The organism is Flavobacterium sp. LK-23 (genome assembly GCF_058135255.1).
Genome location: NZ_JBYUVT010000013.1, coordinates 39,742 through 59,935, shown reverse-complemented (window position 1 = coordinate 59,935; position 20,194 = coordinate 39,742). Strand labels below are relative to the sequence as shown.

Annotated in this window: 14 protein-coding genes; 8 read left to right on the top strand and 6 right to left on the bottom strand. The window is 34.1% G+C overall.

From position 1 onward, the window contains the following. Positions 1–160 precede the first annotated feature (160 nt). The 7 genes from AC3Y25_RS17660 (at position 161) to AC3Y25_RS17630 (ending at position 8,449) form a co-directional block, all read left to right on the top strand. Complete coding sequence (locus tag AC3Y25_RS17660; protein ID WP_379799419.1) at positions 161–3,247, top strand: SusC/RagA family TonB-linked outer membrane protein; 3,087 nt, start codon at positions 161–163, stop codon at positions 3,245–3,247. Positions 3,248–3,263: 16 nt separating this feature from the next. Beyond that, positions 3,264–4,850: a SusD/RagB family nutrient-binding outer membrane lipoprotein gene (locus AC3Y25_RS17655; RefSeq protein WP_379799422.1), complete on the top strand. Its 1,587-nt coding sequence runs from the start codon at positions 3,264–3,266 to the stop codon at positions 4,848–4,850. A 143-nt stretch (positions 4,851–4,993) separates the two neighbouring features. Beyond that, positions 4,994–6,046, top strand: coding sequence for a sialidase family protein (locus AC3Y25_RS17650; protein ID WP_489903637.1), 1,053 nt, complete (start codon positions 4,994–4,996; stop codon positions 6,044–6,046). 18 nt (positions 6,047–6,064) lie between these two features. Next, complete coding sequence (locus AC3Y25_RS17645) at positions 6,065–7,030, top strand: M20/M25/M40 family metallo-hydrolase (RefSeq protein ID WP_489903636.1); 966 nt, start codon at positions 6,065–6,067, stop codon at positions 7,028–7,030. Positions 7,031–7,270: 240 nt separating this feature from the next. Then, positions 7,271–7,654, top strand: coding sequence for an ArsR/SmtB family transcription factor (locus AC3Y25_RS17640; protein ID WP_198857333.1), 384 nt, complete (start codon positions 7,271–7,273; stop codon positions 7,652–7,654). Continuing rightward, entirely contained in the window at positions 7,641–8,246 is a 606-nt protein-coding gene (gene merTP, locus AC3Y25_RS17635; protein WP_489903635.1) for a mercuric transport protein MerTP, read from the top strand. The genes AC3Y25_RS17640 and merTP overlap by 14 nt, the downstream gene beginning before the upstream one ends. Next, positions 8,243–8,449, top strand: a complete 207-nt coding sequence (locus AC3Y25_RS17630) for a GDCCVxC domain-containing (seleno)protein (protein WP_198857331.1) — start codon at positions 8,243–8,245, stop codon at positions 8,447–8,449. The genes merTP and AC3Y25_RS17630 overlap by 4 nt, the downstream gene beginning before the upstream one ends. A 120-nt stretch (positions 8,450–8,569) precedes the next feature. On the opposite strand, the gene AC3Y25_RS17625 is transcribed toward AC3Y25_RS17630, so the two are convergent. From AC3Y25_RS17625 to AC3Y25_RS17600, 6 genes are all read right to left on the bottom strand, one after another. Further along, positions 8,570–9,901 (bottom strand): DUF4374 domain-containing protein, encoded by a 1,332-nt coding sequence (locus tag AC3Y25_RS17625; RefSeq protein ID WP_489903634.1) that lies wholly within the window; start codon positions 9,899–9,901, stop codon positions 8,570–8,572. Between the two features lie 37 nt (positions 9,902–9,938). Further along, positions 9,939–12,335, bottom strand: coding sequence for a TonB-dependent receptor (locus tag AC3Y25_RS17620; RefSeq protein WP_489903633.1), 2,397 nt, complete (start codon positions 12,333–12,335; stop codon positions 9,939–9,941). A 414-nt stretch (positions 12,336–12,749) separates the two neighbouring features. After that, complete coding sequence (locus tag AC3Y25_RS17615; protein ID WP_489903632.1) at positions 12,750–13,742, bottom strand: FAD:protein FMN transferase; 993 nt, start codon at positions 13,740–13,742, stop codon at positions 12,750–12,752. A gap of 267 nt (positions 13,743–14,009) precedes the next feature. Next, entirely contained in the window at positions 14,010–16,193 is a 2,184-nt protein-coding gene (locus tag AC3Y25_RS17610) for a PepSY domain-containing protein (RefSeq protein WP_489903631.1), read from the bottom strand. Between the two features lie 129 nt (positions 16,194–16,322). After that, complete coding sequence (locus tag AC3Y25_RS17605; RefSeq protein WP_320493853.1) at positions 16,323–16,805, bottom strand: DUF2271 domain-containing protein; 483 nt, start codon at positions 16,803–16,805, stop codon at positions 16,323–16,325. Positions 16,806–16,936: 131 nt separating this feature from the next. After that, entirely contained in the window at positions 16,937–18,427 is a 1,491-nt protein-coding gene (locus tag AC3Y25_RS17600) for an ankyrin repeat domain-containing protein (RefSeq protein WP_489903630.1), read from the bottom strand. Positions 18,428–19,217: 790 nt separating this feature from the next. Between AC3Y25_RS17600 and AC3Y25_RS17595 the strand changes: the two genes are divergently transcribed. Beyond that, positions 19,218–20,192: a ribonucleotide-diphosphate reductase subunit beta gene (locus AC3Y25_RS17595; protein ID WP_489903629.1), complete on the top strand. Its 975-nt coding sequence runs from the start codon at positions 19,218–19,220 to the stop codon at positions 20,190–20,192. Positions 20,193–20,194 lie beyond the last annotated feature (2 nt).

Genomic DNA, 20,194 nt, shown 5'->3' with positions numbered 1-20,194 from the left:
TATAAGGCAGAGTAGGATTACAAATGAAAACGTTTTCTTTCAATTTTGAACCAAACATTCACCAACACCTGCGAAAAAATGTCATTTGTCGAAATTATATATTGTTAACAGAATGTATTCTTAAATTTAACATGTTATTAACTCTAAAAAAACAACTAATATGATTAAAAGCGTACTAAAATTACTGTTTGTCATATGCCTTTTTGGGTTCCAAGGCCTACAAGCGCAGACAACAGTAAAAGGAACGATAACAGATGCTCAAAGCGGAATTCCAATTCCTGGAGCAAATATTATTGTTAAAGGAACTAAAACGAGTGCTTCATCAGATTTTGATGGTAAATACAGCATTAGCGTTCCAAATCAATCAGCAGTTTTAGTTTTTACTTATGTAGGATCTTCTACAAAAGAAGTTGCTGTTGGATCACAAACTACAATTAACGTATCATTAGGTCCAGATACGCAGCAATTAGGAGAGGTAGTCGTTACAGCTCTTGGTATTAAAAGAGAGAAAAAAGCAATTACGTATTCTGCACAAAACGTTTCTGTAGACGAACTTTCTGAAGCTAGATCATTAAACGTTGCCAACTCACTTTCTGGTAAAGTTGCAGGTCTTAACTTCTCTACAACATCAAATGGTGTGGGTTCTTCTTCTAGAATTACTTTAAGAGGTAACAGATCTCTTAACGGAAACAATCAGCCTCTTTATGTAGTAGATGGTGTGCCAATTTCTAACGGAACAACGAATACAAACCCTGATATTGATACAGGAGGAACTACTCAGCCTGATGGTATCTCTAACATTAACCCAGAAGATATTGCTTCGATGACTGTTTTGAAAGGGCCATCTGCAGCAGCTCTTTATGGATCTAGAGCATCAAATGGTGTAATCGTAATTACAACTAAATCTGGAAAATCTGGAAAAACTTCAGTTTCGTTATCATCTAACTTTATGGCTTCTTCTGCTTATAACTTGATGAATTTACAAAACGAGTACGGACAAGGTACAAATGGAAATTATGTTTCTAACTCAAGCTCAAGCTGGGGTGCGCCTTTAGACGGACGTCAGGTATCTGCTTGGCAGTTGGTTCGTAATCCAAATTATGCAGGACCAGCTACACAAAGCTATTCTCCACAGAAAAACAACGTTATTGATTTCTACAAAACAGGATATAACTTAGCAAACACTTTGACTGTTACAGCTGGTAACGAAAAAGCGCAAGGATATTTCTCTTATACTAACACACGTGCTGAAGGTATTGTTGGAGGAAACCAATTGGACAGACACAATCTTAACTTAAGATTGACTAGTAAAATTACAGACAGATTAACTTTAGATGCTAAAACAAACTACATCGTTCAAGATATCGATAACTTATTGAGAACTGGTGAAGAGTCTATTGGAACATCTGCTTATTTATTACCTCGTAGTATCGCTTACAACGATTACAAAGATTTCGAATATATCGATGCTGCAGGACAAAGACAAGTAAACTATTTCCTTGACGAAACTGGAGCTCCAGGAGGAAACCCATTCTGGTCTGCTTTAAGAGATGATGCTCGTACAGATAAAAGAAATAGATTTATTGGTTTAGCTTCTCTTAAATATGAGTTTACAAAAACTTTAAGTTTACAAGGTAGAGCTGGTTTAGACCAAATGACAAACAAAAACGTAAGAAACAGATATGCAACTGCAGCTTTCAACAGCAACATGGGTTCATACAGTGAATCTTATGAAACAGTAAGCGAATTAAACATTGATGCTTTACTTTCTTACAATGAAAAATTCGGAGATTTCTCTATCGGTCTTAATGCTGGTGCGAGTTCATTGCAACAAAACAGTTCAGCTTTAAATTCTGGTGGTGTATTAAGTAAAAGAAACTTCTTCGCGTTATCAAACGTGCAAACAGTTCAATCTACTTCTACAGCTTCAGAGAAAAGAATTAACTCTGTTTACGGATTTGGTCAAATTGGTTTCAGAAACTACTTATTCTTAGATTTAACAGCTAGAAATGACTGGTCTTCTACTTTACCAGAAGATTATTTCTACCCATCTTTCGGACTTTCTGCTGTTCTTTCTGATATGTTTACATTGCCAGAAGTAATTAGTTTTGCAAAATTAAGAGCTTCTTATGCTCAAGTGGGTAACGATACAGATCCTTATCAAACACAACAAAGATTCTCTTACATTGGTGGTAATGGTGGTATGTTATACGGACAAAACACAAAAGCAAATCCAAACTTGAAACCGGAGATTTCTTCTTCTAATGAGTTTGGTGCTGATGTTAGATTTTTCAACAACCGTTTAGGTTTAGATTTCACATACTTTAAAACGTTAACAAACAACCAAATTTTCTACATCAACACTCCTGAGCCTTCTGGATATTCTAGAGCAATCGTAAACGGTGGAGATATTGAAAATAAAGGTTTTGAGTTCACGCTTAGTGCAACGCCAATTCAAACACAAAACTTCTCTTGGGATATTACAGCAAACTACGCTTCTTATAAGTCAAAAGTAAAATCTATCTTTGAAGGACGTGATGAATTAGTAATCGGTGAAGGACGTTTAGTTAGAAGTAAAGTAGTTAAAGGTGGAGAATATGGTGATTTATACATCAAAGGTTTCCAAAGAAATGAAGCTGGAGAAATTTTAGTAAACAGCGCTGGTATTCCATTAGCAACAAATGGTTTTGATGTTCGTGCTGGTAACTTTAACCCAGATTGGACTGCAGGTTTCAAAAATAACTTCAAATACAAAGATTTCTCTTTAAGCTTCTTAGTTGACTTTAGAATCGGTGGTGAAGTTATTTCATACACTCAAGCTAGACAAGCTGGTTTAGGGGTAAGTGATATTACTTTGGCAGGAAGAAATGGTGGAATCGTTGTTGATGGTGTTATAGATAACGGAAACGGAACTTACACTCCAAATACAACAAGCATTAATGCTGAACAATACTGGACAGCAATCGGTCAAAGAACTCCAATTGCAGAGCCATTCGTTTATGATGCTACAAACATCAGATTAAGAGAGCTTGTTTTTGGTTATTCAATGCCAAAACGTTTATTAGGTAACTCAGGATTTACAAGCATCGATTTCTCATTAGTAGGTAGAAACTTGTTCTTCTTCTTAAACAAAGCTAAGTACTTTGATCCAGAAGCAGGAGCAGGTACAGGTAACTTGCAAGGTATAGAATCTTTCAACATTCCATCAACGAGAGATTATGGAGTGAATGTTAAATTTGGATTTTAATTAAAAAAGAGACATCATGAAATATAGTTTTAAAATAAAAACATTAGGAGTTGCTTTAATGGCAGTTTCGATTTTATCAAGCTGCACTGGCGATTTTGATGAAATAAACAAAGATCCTAATTCATTAACTGAAGATCAGTTAGATGCTACATTAGCTGGTCCTGCATTTGCTTCGGCTTTATACGCAGGTATACACAATGGTTCTTACTCATCTCCAGGAGTAGATGATCAAGGTACTTGGGGTATTGCTACAGGTATTTTATCTTCAACTTTTATTCACTATTTAAACTGTGGATACGGAACGGAAAGAAATGCTTTCGTTAATGGATACGAAGGTAGAGGATGGACAAGATTTTACACCGTTGCGGCTCCAGCTTTATCAAATGCTATTAAAGCATCTGAAGGAAACGCAGAAGCTACTGCAATCTTAAAAATCTGGAAAGTTTTCATGTACAACCAAATGGTTGATGCTTACGGACCAATTCCTTATACTGAAGCTGGTAACGGAAAAGATAAAGTTCCTTACGACAGCGTAGAATTTATTTATGCAGATTTCTTTAAACTATTAGATGAAGCAAATGCAACATTAGCTTCAACTTCTGTAACTTCGGTTGCCTCTCTTGCCCCAAATGATAGAGTTTATTCAGGAAATGTTGACAAATGGAGAATCTTCGGAAACAGTATGAGATTACGTTTGGCCTTAAGAATTTCGGATAAAGAACCTGCAAATGCAAAAACTCAAGCTGAAGCTGCAGTAGCTGCTGGAGTTATGCAAACCAATGATCAAAGCGCTTTCTTTAAAGCAAGTAACATTACTCCAAACAATTTAAACATGATTGTAAATAGCTGGGGTTATGTAATGACCTCTTCTATGGAAAGTATCTTAGTAGGGTACAATGATCCACGTTTAGCTAAATGGTTTGCCCCAATTGCTTCAGGAGTGTATAGAGGAAATCCAGTTGGAGGTTTAGAAGATCAATTCGGAACTACTGAATTCTCTAAATTTAACAATAATGTTTTAGGAAATGGTTCTAATAACACACTTAGCGAAACTAAAAACATTGAAATCTTCATGGCTTCTGAAAACTACTTAAGTAGAGCAGAAGGAGCTTTAAATGGATGGAACATGGGAGCAGATGCTAAGACTTTGTATGAAACAGGTATTAGATTATCTCTTGCGCAATGGGGAGTTACAGAAGCAGCTGACGTTAATGCTTATATAGCAGGAACAACATTGCCAACATTACCAAACATTTTGACAGTATATCCAACTTTAGATTTACAAGATATTCCAGTTAAATTGCCTGTGGCTTGGTCTGCATCTACTGCTGATCAAAGAACTCAAATTGCAGTTCAGAAGTACTTAGCAATTTTCCCAGAATCTTGGGAAGCTTGGGCAGATTTACGTAGAAGCGATGCTAAAGTAATCTATCCAGTTTTAAATACGGATAACCCAGATGCTGGAGTTGGTAAATCTTTAATGAAAAGAATTATTTACACTACAAATGAGTACTCATCAAACAAAGCGGCTGTAGATGACGGAGTTTCTAAATTAGGAGGTCCAGATTCTGGTGGAACAAGACTTTGGTGGGACACAAAATAATTAATTTGGTAAAGTAAAAGATCAAAAGATTTGTTACTTGAGCAGAAGGAGAGGTAACTCTCCTTTTGTTTTATATATAAACCACTGAATTTTTGCCCCAGCTTTAATTCGTTACATACAATTATAATCTATATCAAAATAAAATGATTTTAAAGAAAAAATATGCTGTAGCAGTTCTATTGGCTTTATTTCTTTTTTCTAATGGAATAAAAGCACAAATGAAGGCAGTAAATATTGAAAGCAGTTATATTGCAGATCCACCTGTTACCACAAACAGCCATGCCTCAACTTTGGTCGAATACAAACCCAATGAGATTTTAGCCGCTTGGTTTGGTGGAAAATATGAAGGTGCAAAAGATGTCGGAATTTATATTTCGGCTTATAAAGACAAAAAATGGTCTGCACCAAAAGAACTGATTCAGCCCTTAATTAAAAACGGAGACACACTACCATGTTGGAATCCGGTTTTGTTTAAAAGCAAAAGCGAGAATTTGTATTTGTTTTATAAAATTGGAAAAAATCCGAGAGAATGGTTTGGCGCTATGATTGTTTCGAAAGATAACGGAACAACATGGGGAGAACCAAAATATCTTCCAGATGGAATTTTAGGTCCAATTCGAAATAAACCAATCGAAACTACGCCAGGTGTAATTTTATGCGGAAGCAGTACAGAAAGTGTAGGTACCGATGAATGGCGTGTGCATGTTGAAGAATATACAGAAGCAAAAGATTCTTGGAAGAAAATAGCAGTAGAAAACAATGAGAACTTTGATATTATTCAGCCAACATTTTTAATTCATAGTGCTACCGATATTCAGATGTTATCTCGAAGCAAACACAATAAAGTAGTTTCGAGTTGGTCGGGAGACAATGGCAAAAGTTGGATTAGAACCAATACTATAAATGTCATTAATTCCAATTCTGGAATTGATGCCTTAACAATCAATAAAAATCTGTTTTTATTGGTGAATAATCCGCTGCCAATAGGCAAAGACTGGTTTAACGGACGAAATATTCTAGATGTTGAATACTCTAAAGATGGTTTAAAATGGACGAAATTAATCGATCTCGAAAAACAAGAAAAAGGAGAATTTAGTTATCCAGCCATAATCCAGACCACAGACAAAAGAATACACATTTTGTATACTTATGATCGAAAATATATTAAACATACTTCTTTTGAGCTTAGTCTATAATATTCTGTAAAACAAAATATGCAAACTTTAAAACACTTTCTTCCAGCAATTTTATTTTTGAGTATTCAATTGAATGCTCAAAGTAATGACTTGTCTAAGACCTTTTACAAACATGACAAATTTCTTTCATCAGATAAATTAGAAGGACGTTTTGTTGGAACAAAAGGAAACAATGAAGCAGCAGCTTATATTCTCAAGTATTTTAAAAAATATGGATTAAAAGAGTTCAACCATTCTTATTATCAGCCTTTCAAAGTATTTGTCAAAGAAGGAATCAATAAAATGAAATCGGATAGTGTGGCAACGAAAAATGTTGTGGGTTATATTGAAGGTTCAGATCCTACTTTGAAAAACGAATACATCGTAATCGGTGCGCATTACGATCACTGGGGTTGGGGCGGACAAGGTTCTGGAAGTAAAAAGAAAGAAGCCTTTGCTATTCATAACGGAGCAGATGATAATGCATCTGGAGTTTCGGCTTTGCTGTGCATTTTAGAAGAAATCTCAAAACAAAAGGTAAAACCAAAACGAAGCATCATTTTTATTTCGTTTAGCGGAGAAGAAGAAGGATTACTCGGTTCAAAGTATTTTGTCAATCATCTTCCCGTTCCAAAAGAAGCTGTAAAAGTAATGCTCAATATGGATATGGTCGGAAGATTGAACGATAAAAAAGAGCTTTATATGGGAGGCGCGGGAACTTTTCCAAACGGAGTAGAATTAATGAAAAAGCTACAAGAAAACTCAGGATTAAATCCTGTTATCCACGCAGGAGATGTAGGCGGTTCAGATCATGTTTCTTTTTATAAAGAATCCATTTCGGCCGTTGGTTTCCATACAGGCGGACATCCGCAATATCACACTCCAGATGATGATATTGATTTGATTAATTCAGATGGAGGCGCATTAGTTTCAAAATATATTTATAACGCACTCATAAAAATTGCCAATTACGAAGAAGCTTTGGTTTTCATTAAACAGAACTAAACAAAGCATTATTCAATACAATAAATTAAGTCGACTAGTGAAATTAATGCCTGTTCAATTTCACAAAATGAGTTAAGTTAATTAGTTTTTGTTTTTTGAAAAGACGGTATCTATTAAATATTATAGACGCCGTCTTTCATTTTAAAAGCAATATAGCCATAGTATCTGGTTTTGTTTCTAATAAAAATTTCCTTGTATTTTAGTATTTGCTTAAATAATAAAATTAGTTATTTTTGTCGTATGGATAACAATTCTTGTATTAGACAAAAGGCAGACATTAAACAAATTAATCGTTGTAAAGAACGAATTTCGGAGCTGCATAATTCTTTTGATTATTTATCGAATGGACTTGAATTGGCAGGGAATAATGTAAGATTGAGAATCTTATTTCTGCTTTATGAGGAAAAACGGCTTTGTGTTTGTGATTTAAGCGATATTCTAAACATGACAATTTCTGCTGTTTCTCAACATCTTCGAAAACTCAAAGATCGAAAGCTTATTATAACTGAAAGAGAGGCACAAACTATTTTTTATTCATTGACAGAAGAGTATGAAAAAATGCTGAATCCATTTTTTAAAATACTTAACGATAACAAAATTTTCGAAACAAATGAAAATGAATAAGAAACTAATCGGCACTGGGCTTTTGACTGCGTTTGCAGCTTCATTATGTTGTATTACACCAGTTCTGGCTCTTATAGCAGGAACAAGCGGACTTGCTTCAACTTTTTCTTGGCTTGAACCTTTTCGTCCGTATTTTATTGGCTTAACAATTTTAGTGCTCGCTTTTGCTTGGTATCAAAAACTAAAACCACAAAAGAAAACAGATTGCAATTGTGAAACCGATGAGGAAACAAATTTTGCGCAGACAAAATCATTTTTAGTAATTATTACTGTAGTAGCAGTTTTGCTTTTAGCATTTCCATCGTATGCTCATATTTTCTTTCCAGATTCTGAAAACAAAATAATTGCTGTCGATGCGTCTAAAATTCAGAAAGTTGAGTTTACGATTAAAGGAATGACTTGTTCGGGTTGCGAGCATCATATTAAAACGGAAATTAGCAAACTCGAAGGCATTGTCGACGTGTTGGTTTCTTATGAGAAAGGAAAAGCGATTGTTAGATTCGACAATACGAAAGTCAGCATTGAAGAAATAGAAAAAGCAATCAATTCTACTGGTTATACAGCATTAGAAAATAAAATTATAATAGGATGAAAATTGAATTACAATCCATACTAACTTGTCCTAATTGCGGACACAAAAAAGAAGAGACAATGCCAACAAATGCTTGCCAATATTTTTACGAATGCGAAAAGTGCAAAACAATTCTAAAACCTTTAGAAGGTGATTGCTGTGTTTATTGCAGTTTCGGTTCTGTAAAATGTCCTCCGATTCAAGAAAACAAGAAATGCTGTTAATAATGAAATGAAACTATCATAAAAAAACATTCCGCTTACTATAAATAGAAGCGGAATGTTCGATTAAAAAAAAACTCAAGTGATGAATTTTTCACAGACCGTTTTCACAGCCGTATATTTTTAGAATACCCCAATGTAGTGGTTTCCTGGTTTGTTCAATAATTTGGCACCTTTAGTAACTTTTCCAGAAGGAATATCAATTACATAAATGTTACCATCTTTTCCAACTGGAGTAACAGCAATGTAGAAGCTGTTTCCATCAACAACAAAACCTTGATATTGTCCAAAATCTAAGTCAGCATCATAATCAATACCTTCAACTTTTTGTGCTGTTCTAGCATTCAAATCAAGTCTTGCTACATAACCTTGATTCGTACCTTCAAAAGTATAAACCGCATAAGCAATTCCGTTTCCAACATATCTCCAAGCATCAATATAACTTCCTTTTACTCCTAAAGCAGTATCTAAACTAAATACATAATTGTCATCGTATTGATTGTTTTGATTGATTTTTAAGATATAAGAACCTTTTTGAGTATCTCTTTGTGTTGCTTGATAAATGTTACCGTCAGTAGCCACAAAACTGTTAAAACTTCTGTATCCGCTAGTATCACCAAAAGCAACTTTTGAAGTAATTACCACTGGATTTTCTAAAGAAGGATAATCAACCACAACAGATTTAGATCCTAAACGAGTAAAAGTAGTTTCGTTTTTTGATGGATCAGCAGTGTTTGTTTTACGCATCCAAGTTCCGATGATTAATTTGTTTCCTGCTTTATTTAATGTTGGAGCATCTAAACGGAAAATATGATGTCCTTGTGCTTCTTCTTCAGCAGTCAAAGGAATATCATATTGTTTGTAAGCAGAAATTAAAGTCTGTTTCATGTCTAGAGACAAAACAGTCGCTTTTCCTCTTGTGTTTTTATATGATTTATCTTCATTTACATTAACAATTGGAGTAGCGATGTTTACCGCAACACCTGTTTTATCACCATCAAAAAGTTTTACCCATCTTGGAGAAGTTCCCGCATATTGAGAAATATTCACTTTAGCATCAGATTGTGCAAAATTGTTTCCTCCGTTTACTTTGTACGTCATGAATTCTCCACCATTTGCACCCGTGTAAGTGATGTTGAAAAGCGTGCTTCCATCTACAGAAGATTGCAGACGAGCTGTTCTGCTAGATTGCACAGGAGAACCGTTATCGTAAACGTTTACAGAAAAGTTAGGATCAATTGCGTTTTCTTTGCTAATCGCGTAAACTTTTGTACCACCATTTCCGTCACCTGGATCTGTTTGCATTACTGCTCCTGCAACCGTAATCCAACGTCCTTCTGTAACCGGATTAACAGGTTCTGAATTTTTATTATCGTCGCTACTGCAAGCCGTAGTTAATGCAAATGCACTAACTAGTAAGCTAGATGTAAATAATTTAAATGTGTTTTTTTTCATCTTTATTGCATTTAAAAATTAGTTATTAATTGAGTGATTAAAATTTATTTAAGGTATAGTTGAGTTTTAAATAAAAAGCTCTTCCTGGTTTTTGGGCCGCAAAATTGTCATAAACCTGTTCGTCAAATACATTTCTTGCATCAAAACTTACTGTGAATTGCTTGTTCGGAAAAACATAGCTCAAACCTAAATCTTGAGGAAACTGCGCTGTAGTTCTATCAGTTTCAAGCCAAGAAGTATAAAACGGAGCTACATAACCGCAGTAGTAATACAGATTAAGCTCTGATTTGCTCTGAATTATATTTTTAAAGTTGTACTGAAGATTGGCGTTTAAATTAAAGAAAGGCTCATTAGGAAGCTGTTTGTTATAATTCGGTAGAATGTTTCCGTTTTTATCGTATTTATCTTTAAACAGCGCATTGAATTTGGAAAGATTCATCCCTGCAAAAAAGCGATTATTATATGAATATTGGAAAGAAGTTTCAAAACCAACAGATTGTGCTTTTCCTAAATTTACAAAAGGTGAAGCTTGAATAGCCTCATTTACACGATCACTAATTTGGCGGACAATTTTATCTTCGGTATTTCTCCAAAAAGCATTTCCTGAAACGGTAAGTTTGTGATTATTCATTTCGTACGGACCAAAGCGCAAACCTGCATTGAAGTTATTGCTCTGTTCTGGTTTTAATCCAGAATTGCTAATGATATTTTCTCCAGGATTACCAAATATTTCATTTTCTGAAGGAAGTCTAATTGCTTTTTCAGCAGAAGCCATAGCCATTACTTTTGGTAGAATAGAGTAAGAAGCGGCAATTCCGTAACCATTATAATTTGTTCTTTTAGAAGTAACAACTTCTCTTACCACACTTTGGCCATTTTCAGTCACAACTTGCGGATCTCTCTGTTCATTTTTCAAGTTATAATTTTTGAAAAAAAGATTCGCTCTCAGTCGAGATTCAAATGCTGTCATTTCGTAAGCAAATGAAGAAACCGTTTTGGCTAAATCTCTAGTAACGATGAAATTGCGAGTGATTTCTGGTTGCATTTCATCAAGATCATTTCTGTCAAGAATGTAAGTCATAACATTGACAAGCACTTTATGATTTTCGGTAATCGAATAACTTAAACCCGCTCGAGTATTAAAAATATTCGATTTCATATGATTGATAGTTGGTGCGCCCTGTTGTGCTCCAGTATTCGTTAAAATAGGCTGACCGTAAAGACCAAGCGCTTTTTCGCCATTCCAATTGTAATTCCATTTTACAGTATCGTTAATTACGTCATTTCTATGGCTGTAAACAGAAATAAGAGAGAAATCAAGGTTCTTAATTAAAAAGTCCTTTTTGTTGTAAGTCACACTAAAAACATTCGCAGCAGATTCGCTAAAACGTCCTTTATAAGGTTTAGTCATATATTGCCCATGCTGAATCTGATTGTAATCTTGGGAACCATTGTAGCTAATAAGAAGATTGTCTGCCCAATCTACATTGGTAAAACCAGCTTCTAATCTTCCTCCAAAAGATCGGTACATGCTTTCAAATCGCTTGGCGCGAATGTATTCGTAACGTCCGTTTGGCGCTATGTTGTAAACCCATTTTCCCCAAACTTCATAATCATTGTCAGAGTAATTTTGAAAAGCATTTGCCTTTACTGTGAATCCGTTTTTATCTCTAAAAGAAGCATTAACATTAGATTGAACGGTATTAAAAGAACCGTAAGAAACAGAAGCATTCAAACTGTTTTTGGCACCTTTTTTCAAAACGACATTAATGGCACCTCCAAGTGAATCATCTGCTAAATAAGCTGGAACGACTCCTTTAAAAACCTCAATTCTTTCGATCAAAGCAGGCGGAATGCTATTTAAACTAAAAGAGGCACCATAAGTCTGAATAGGAACTCCGTCAATAAAAATTCTGATGGCATTTCCAGACATTCCGTTGATATTGTAAGTAACAGCAGAACCTAAACCACCATTTTGTCTAATTCTAACGCCGCCCGAACGGTCTAATAAATCATTAGTTTGCAAGTTTCTTTTTGCCGCTTCTTGCGTTTCAATCACGTTAACCGCAAAGCCTTTTTCTATAATGTCTTTTTTGAAGGTTTTTTTCTCAATTTTTACTTCTTTAAGCGCTTTCGGATCTGTTATTTTTTCTAATGCAATATTGATCTGGTGCAACGGACGATTAACAGAGATATTTATTGTTTTCGGTTTAGCTTCCATAGAAGAAATTTCCAAGTTGTAGCTTCCGTAAGCCAAACCTTTTATTTCAAACTGACCGTCATTATCAACTACAACAAACTTTTTCGTTCCTGCAATTTGAACCGACGCGCCAAAAGCAGTTTCATTATTAGCAAAATAGACTTTTCCAGTAATTTTTCCGGTTTGTGACCAAGCTGAAATGGTAAATAAAAATAGAAGTAAAATTGTTCTCATATTGAGTCTGCAAATAAAAGTGCTGCAAACTTATGCGATAATTTAAATTTAATCTAAATAAAGCAATTAGAAGATTATTAGAATTGAGAGAAGGATTCTAATGTTATTTTAATGTTGTTTTTGAGTTATGGGTTATAAGTTATGAGTTGTGAAATGTGAATAGGAAATTCGTGTTTTGTCCTTCTGAGTGAAGTTGAAGAATATGCACAAAGTGAATGTTTTAATCTCGCAAAGTCGCGAAGCTCATTTATGAGTTGCCTCCAGCTTTAGCTGGAGGTTATTTTTAAAAGGAAATGAAAAAGGCTTTAGCCGAAGTAAGTTTGGCTAAAGCCCCTTATGTAGAATTTATTTATACCTAATAGCTAAAGCCGGAGGCAATTCATGACCCATAACTCATAACTCATAACCGATAACCTATAACTTATAAGAGAAGTTTTTAGACTTAACAACTTTTCCTTTATCAGTAATCATTACACAACTGTAATCAGGGAATTTTTGAAGTAAAAGCAAGCCTTCTTTTTGACCTAAAACCATCATTGAAGTGCTTAATCCGTTTGCGGTTTCTGCGTTCGGACCAAAAACGGTAACACTGCATAAGCCTGTTGCAGGATAACCTGTTGCAGGATTTATAATATGAGAATAGCGTTTTCCGTTAAAAACAACAAACTTTTCATAACTGCCAGAAGTCGTTACAGCACCTTCTTTAAGCGGAATTGCGGCCAAAATTTTTTCAGGCATAAACGGATTTGTAATTCCGATTTTCCAATCTTTTCCGTTGGGTTGTTTTCCCCAAGTGCTCATATCTCCAGAACCGTTTATAATTCCGGCTTGGACACCTTTTGCAATCATCATAGCGCGGCATTTATCGGTTGCATAACCTTCGCCTAGAGCGCCAAAACCAATTTTCATTCCTTTTAATTTCAAGAAAATAGTTGATGCTGTACTGTCTAGAATAATGTTTTTGTACCCCACTTTTTCCACCGATTTTTTTATGGCTTCCGCCGAAGGCATTTCGGTCATCGAACCATCAAATTTCCAAATGCGATCTAAAGCAGCAAAACTAACGTCAAATCCGCCATTGGTAATTTCAGAAAATTTAATCGCTCTTTGCGCTAATTCGAAAACTTCGCGATCCACTTTTATAGGTTTTATTCCAGCATTCTGATTGACTTCAGAAACTTGAGAAGTAGGTTTCCAATCGGAGATTAAATTTTCAATTCGCGTAATCTCTGCAATAACTTCATCTATATTTTTTTCTGCCGAAAGCGAATCTTTATCTACTATAGAAATGTCAAAACGGCCACCCATAAGAAGAGTCGTTCTCTTACGTAATACTTGCGAATATGAAGATAAACAGCAAACAATTACAAAAAACAATGAAATTTTATATGACATTAATTTATTCATGAAAATGTATTTAAAGAATTCTAAAAAGCTCCAGAGGAGCAAAATATTTATAGAAACAGATTTGTTACCTATCAATAAAGCTCCAGCGGAGCGATATCTCTAGATTATGTATGTCGTCCCTCTGGGGCTTTAGCTGTATGCGGATAAAATTAAATCTATAAATATATCATCCCTCTGGGATTTGTTTTAAAATTAGGAATTAGGAATTAAGAATTAAGAATTCAACTTAGAAATCAACAATCTAAAATCAGAAATCTAAAATTACTTCTAATAACAATCCGTTAAAAATTGTTTGTTGGCTTTGTATTCTTCCAGTGTTTTTAATCCTTTTGCTATACACAATTCACTTAAAATAGCCTCAACATCTTTCTGCATGGCAAGCGAACCGCAGATCATAACGACACCGCCTTTTTTGAATAAATTCGTAAAGAACGATGAATCTCTTTTAATCAAATCCATGACATAAATATGCTCGGCTTCACGAGATAGCGCCACATGAAAATTATCCAGATGCTCTTTTTGCATCATTATGTTAGCAAACTTTTTATAAGCCATTAAAGTTGGCGTTTCCATCCTAAATCCGCTATACAAATGAAGTTCTTGTTTTGCTTTGTTTTGTTCGATCATTCCTAAGAAAGGAGCAATTCCTGTTCCGTTAGAAATAAAAGCCACCTTTTGCGCTTTCTTTGGAAGATGAAAAGCAGGATTTTTTACAATTTGTGCTTTTATCACATTTCCTGGTTCTAAAGCATTTAGAAAACCAGAACCCAATCCGTTTGGATGCAGTTTTACAACAAGCTGAATATTTCCAGAATGATTTCCGATAGAGTAGAGGCGTTCTCTAGAATCGTTGGCAGGATAAATAGCCAATAAATCGCCAGAACTGAATTTAATTCTTGCACTAGCTCTTAAAGTCAGAATAAAAGTATGTTCGGTATCAGAAATTGGCGTTTTGTCTAAAACCATTAATTTCTGTAAACCTTTTGGAATATGATTATATAGCGATGGAGTTGTTGCTAGCGGAATTCCCGTTTTTTCACTCCATAATTTCACCCATTCTACAAACTCAACAGCCGATTTATCATTTACAGTCTGCAAATCTAAGTAGCGATCTGCCCATTTTTGTTTTTCTAAAAGCTGGTCAATTTCAATGGCAAATTGGCAAAAATCAGGATATGATTTAGAACCAAAACCAACCACAGAGAAATGAATATTCTGATCTTGATTCTGTCTTTCTAATATAGTTTTGAATTGAGTTGCATTTGAAGGGGCGTCTCCCAAACCATGAGTTGACGTAAAAACAATAATGTGTTCTGCCTTCGGATAAGTCGAAAATTTATTTAGTTCGCTAACAAAAACTTTTTGTCCATGATTGATCAATTGTTTCTGAATTGAATTGGCAAATCGGAACGAACTTCCATTCTCTGAACCAACCAAAAGAATAAAAGTACTTTCACTGGCTTTAAATTTATTTTTAATTCGGCTAGATCTTCTTTTTAAAGTAATGGCAAAACCAGAATAAATAAAGAATAAAATATTGATGCACGCTATTGCTAAAATTATAGCCCAGATTCCGTTAATTCTTCCCGTATGAAGATCTAAACTTAATGCCGCAAATTGAGTTCGCATTGGCGAAAGCTTTTCAGAAATTACAGCTCCTGTAACTTGATTCACTTCAACCTCTTTGTCTTTCAATTCAATAATATAATATTCTTCAGGATCATCAGTAAAAGGAAATTCAATTTTCTTTACATCAGATAATAAAGTAGTATTGAAAATTGAAGTTGTTTTGGTTTTGTCTGAAAGTTCTGTTTTTACGGGTTTTGTTTTTTCTTCGCCCATAAAAAAGTTGAATCTTTCTAATGATAAATAAGTTCCGGTAAGTGAAATAATCAAAATCGGAATTAAAGCCAATCTTCCTAAAAGCACATGATAATATTGTGCAAAATATTCTTTGATTATTTTAGAAAAGAAATTTCGAATGCCGCGCTGTCTTTTTAAAACTAGCACTAAACCTGAAATTGATATTAGAAATAAACAAAAAGAAATTACACCCACAAAAAATCGTCCTGCCTCATGAAGAAATAGCGAACGGTGCAAACTTGTAATCCAATTTATGAATTCGGTTTTCTTTGCAGGAGCTCCGAGCGTTTTTCCGGTCTTTGGATCAATATAGGCTTTTACGTCATTTCCATCTGCATCAATTGCCTGAAGTGTTACAAACTGATTGTAATCTACACTCAATTCTGTAATTTCTGGATACACTTTCTTTAAAATTGGCAAAGTTTCGCCCAAAGTTATTTTATTAAAATCCTCTGCTTTGTACGGAAGTGTTTTTTCCTGAACCGCATCGACAGCCAGAATGATTCCAGTTACCGAAGCCAAAAGCAAAAAAATAGAAGAAAATAAGGCTAAAGCCAAGTGTGCGTAACGCCAGAAAGAAAGAGTCATTGAGTATTCTATTATAAAACATTTAAAGCTTTGTCAAAGTTTAAAACGATGACAAAGCTCAGATTTTAATTCTAAGCACAAAAATAAAATTTGTACTCATTATAAGGTTAAAAAATAATGTGCTAAAGATTATATTTTGTTTAACCTTACATATTTGATGTAACCTTTACCATCTGTTTTTTCAGCTAGACCTTCAGTTGTTAGCGGAATTTCAAGATCGCTTACATAGTATTTCTGGTCTTCAACAGCCGACTCAAAACGAAGTTTATAGCCTTTATTGATTTTAGAATTTTCGATTTCGATCGTTGTTACACTGCGGTCTCCACCAGTTACAGAAGCACCAGTTTTAGCGCTGATATCGTCATTTTTCTGAGTATGGAATTTGTTCCATTCTTTTAATGATTTGTACCATTTTTTATCATCGCCCATTACATAAAGTGTCTTTTCGTACTCACCAGCCGAATTAACAAGAGAAACAACGATATAAGCACCTTCGCCCATATAGTTATTCATTTGAAGCATGATTTTGTATTTGCTTGATTGCGCCTGAGATTGGAAAGAAACTAAAAAGATAAAAGCGCTGGTAAGAGCAATTTTTAATATTGATTTCATGAAAATAAGTTATGAATTATGAGTTTTAAGTTATGAGTTATGAGTTATTGGTTATTAGTTATGAGTTATGAATTGTAGACTTAGATTTTTAACTCATAACTCATAATTCATAACTCCTAACTTTTTAAAAGCTATTTTAAAAACTCAACTGAGATATTATTTTTTGTTAGCAGATCATTTTCTTTTGCTAAAGCATAAGCCGTTTCGTCAAACTCTGTGCTAATGTCTTTTTTAGCTCCTGCTGAAACTAAATATTTTAAAATAGAATCATCTTTAGAAGTCATGGCTGCTCTATGTAAAGCCGTTAAGCCATCTTTATTTTTAGCGTTGATATCTACTTTTAAATCAGTGATTTTTTTAAGAAGAGAAACATCATTTTTAGTAATCGCTATATGATATAAAGTGTTTCCATCTTTTTGAGGAGTCGCAAGGTTTAATCCTTTGTCTTGAAGTAATTTGGCTTTAGCATCAAAAGGATCTACAGCTGCTTTCTCTCTTCCTGCCGGACGATAAGATTGTACCAAGTAAACACCTAAATTATTTCCATCTTTGTCTTTTACATTTACATCTGCACCTTTAGTCAAAAGTAAATTTACAGCATCTGGAGTTCCGTTTCTAACAGCAAAAGTCAAAGCTGATTCTCCTTTTAAATTTTGTACGTTTATGTTTTTAGCTTTCGGAAGAAACAGTTCTAAAACAGCAGTTTCTTTAGCTCCAGATGCTACCATAATGGGTGTATTTCCTTCTTTATCGGCGATGTTTGCATCAACACCTTTTCCTAAGAAATATTGAATAATTTCTTTCTGATTTGGTTTTCCAGCCAAAAAGTGCAATACATTTTGTCCCGCTTTATTTTGAGAAGTCGCTTTAATTTTTACTTCTTCAACCAAATATTTATAAGTTTCAAGAGTATTAGTTTCTCTACGGCTTCCTTGCGCAGCAAATAAAAGCGCATTGCTAGTTGGTTTAATGCCTTTTTCTAAAAGTTTTTTCAAAAGAGCAATATTACCAGATCTTGCAGCATATGTAAAAGCAGTGTTTCCGTCATTGTCTACATCTTTTAAAGACATTCCTTTTGTAGCAAAATAGTCTGCAGCTTTTAGATCTTTATCAGAAGCAATGGCTAGAAGTAAAAGGTTGGCTCCATTTGCATATTTTTTTGTCGGATTAAGTCCAGCTTTAAAGAAAGCGTCGTACATCGCAGCATCTGACTGACCGTTTGAAGCGGCAAAATCAGCAGGAGCAGTTCCGTGGCTGTCTTCAAAATTTACATCAGAACCTTTACCAATTAAATATTGAACCAATTCAGTATTTCCTCTATAGGCTGCCCAGTGCAGGTAGATACGATTATCGTGCGTTAATTTTGTGATTGAATTTCCAGGCTGCTCCACTAAAAACTTGATAGTTGCAAAGGGAGTATCATTATTAATCGCCAACGTTGTAACATCAAATGCGTTTGCATTAGCTTCAGCAGGATTATTTCCTTTAGCGATTTCTGCCTGAACCGTTTCAACAGTCGGTGAGGTTTTCCAGAAAGCGGCATCTAGCAACGCGTTTTTTTGCTGAGCACTCACAAAGAAAGTAACAGCAAATGCAAAAGAAACGAAAAGATTCTTTTTCATATTTCGATAATTTATGGTTATTGAATTGTACAAGATTAAATTTATTTTTGGGAATTATTTATTCTATTTAGAATAAATAAAAATAAAAGCAAATGTAAAAATTAATATTCTTAAACCAAGAATAATTTGCTGTAAAAGGGGAATTTGATGCTATTTTTCTAAAAATTAAGAATCCCTTAAGTAAATTTTAATTTTGTTTTAATTCGGTCTCTTTTTATAAGAAGAAAAAATGCTTTCAAGATGGTTTTTCAACTTTATAGAGTTAATAAGTTTGAAAGCTAGGATTTGCACTACTAATTCATTTCTGAGATGTTGATTTTACTAGAATATTTTGCACTTTTAATATTTATTTTATTGTAAATATTTGTAATAAAGTATATTATGATTTTTTATAGCGTCTCTATTATTTAGAATTATTATTAATAAACAGTGTTTTTTTAATTTGAAATTCGATTTGAAATTTCCCTTTTTTCAAATCGGATGTTGATAACTGTTTTGATTTTTGACATTAAAAAGCACTTTTTTTGATGTTAATAACTCAGCATTATTTTTAGGGAAACTGCTAGCTCATTGTAGATTAGAGAGCAATATTTTCGTGTTGATAAAATTTGCTTCATCCTGCTTTTTAGAAGTTTTAAAACTGTTGATAATTGAGCAGATTTTTAACATCTAAAAGTAGACAAAAGAATAACTGTGGGCTAAATTTGTAAATATAGAAATCACGCTAATACCTCCCCAAAATAAGCGCTCGCATTTCTGTTTCAAAATAGTCACTTAAAACTCTATATATATGTCAATTTTTGATAAAAGAATCAATTATAAACCTTTTGAATATCCTGAGGTTCTGCAATTTACCGAAGCTATTAATAAAGCTTATTGGGTACACACTGAAGTAGATTTTACTGCCGACACGCAAGACTTTCATGCACATTTGGATTTGGCAGAAAAAACAGCAATTAAAAATAGTTTATTGGCTATTGCACAAATTGAGGTAGCTGTAAAAAGTTTTTGGGGCAATATATACGAGCATTTTCCAAAACCAGAATTTAACGGATTGGGAACTACTTTTGCAGAATGCGAATTTAGACATTCTGAAGCCTATTCTCGTTTGTTGGAAGTATTAGGATATAATGACGAATTTGAAAGGCTATTGGATGTGCCTGTAATTCGCAGACGTGTAGATTATCTTTCGAATGTACTGAAAGACACGAAGTCTCAGGACAATAGAAAATACATGGTGTCGCTGATCTTATTCAGTATTTTGATTGAAAACGTTTCTCTTTTCAGCCAATTTGCCATTTTATTGTCATTCACGAGATTTAAAGGATATATGAAAAATGTGAGCAATATTATTGCTTGGACATCAATCGATGAGCAAATTCACGCTAATGGCGGAATTTATATCATTAACAAAATTCGTGAAGAGTTCCCAGAATATTTCGATGCAGAGACTTTAGAATTAATTAGAGAAACAGTTAAAGAATCAATTTCTGTTGAAGCAGATATTTTAGATTGGATTTTTGAGAATGGAGCGGTTGAAACCATAAACAAAGAAGATTTGGTAAACTTCATGAAATTTAGAATTGATGAAAGTTTGAAACAAATTAATATTGAAACAATCTTTAATGTTTCTCCAGAAGAATATTCAAAAATGACATGGTTTGAAGAAGAGGTTTTTGCAAACAGTTTAGACGATTTCTTTGCGAAACGTCCAGTAGAATATACAAAACACGACAAGAGCATCACTGCAAACGATCTTTTCTAATA

Coding starts and splice junctions, on each gene's coding strand:
- AC3Y25_RS17660 (WP_379799419.1), top strand. CDS start 161: ATGATTAAAAGCGTACTAAAATTACTGTTTGTCATATGCCTTTTTGGG.
- AC3Y25_RS17655 (WP_379799422.1), top strand. CDS start 3,264: ATGAAATATAGTTTTAAAATAAAAACATTAGGAGTTGCTTTAATGGCA.
- AC3Y25_RS17650 (WP_489903637.1), top strand. CDS start 4,994: ATGATTTTAAAGAAAAAATATGCTGTAGCAGTTCTATTGGCTTTATTT.
- AC3Y25_RS17645 (WP_489903636.1), top strand. CDS start 6,065: ATGCAAACTTTAAAACACTTTCTTCCAGCAATTTTATTTTTGAGTATT.
- AC3Y25_RS17640 (WP_198857333.1), top strand. CDS start 7,271: ATGGATAACAATTCTTGTATTAGACAAAAGGCAGACATTAAACAAATT.
- merTP (WP_489903635.1), top strand. CDS start 7,641: ATGAAAATGAATAAGAAACTAATCGGCACTGGGCTTTTGACTGCGTTT.
- AC3Y25_RS17630 (WP_198857331.1), top strand. CDS start 8,243: ATGAAAATTGAATTACAATCCATACTAACTTGTCCTAATTGCGGACAC.
- AC3Y25_RS17625 (WP_489903634.1), bottom strand. CDS start 9,901: ATGAAAAAAAACACATTTAAATTATTTACATCTAGCTTACTAGTTAGT.
- AC3Y25_RS17620 (WP_489903633.1), bottom strand. CDS start 12,335: ATGAGAACAATTTTACTTCTATTTTTATTTACCATTTCAGCTTGGTCA.
- AC3Y25_RS17615 (WP_489903632.1), bottom strand. CDS start 13,742: ATGAATAAATTAATGTCATATAAAATTTCATTGTTTTTTGTAATTGTT.
- AC3Y25_RS17610 (WP_489903631.1), bottom strand. CDS start 16,193: ATGACTCTTTCTTTCTGGCGTTACGCACACTTGGCTTTAGCCTTATTT.
- AC3Y25_RS17605 (WP_320493853.1), bottom strand. CDS start 16,805: ATGAAATCAATATTAAAAATTGCTCTTACCAGCGCTTTTATCTTTTTA.
- AC3Y25_RS17600 (WP_489903630.1), bottom strand. CDS start 18,427: ATGAAAAAGAATCTTTTCGTTTCTTTTGCATTTGCTGTTACTTTCTTT.
- AC3Y25_RS17595 (WP_489903629.1), top strand. CDS start 19,218: ATGTCAATTTTTGATAAAAGAATCAATTATAAACCTTTTGAATATCCT.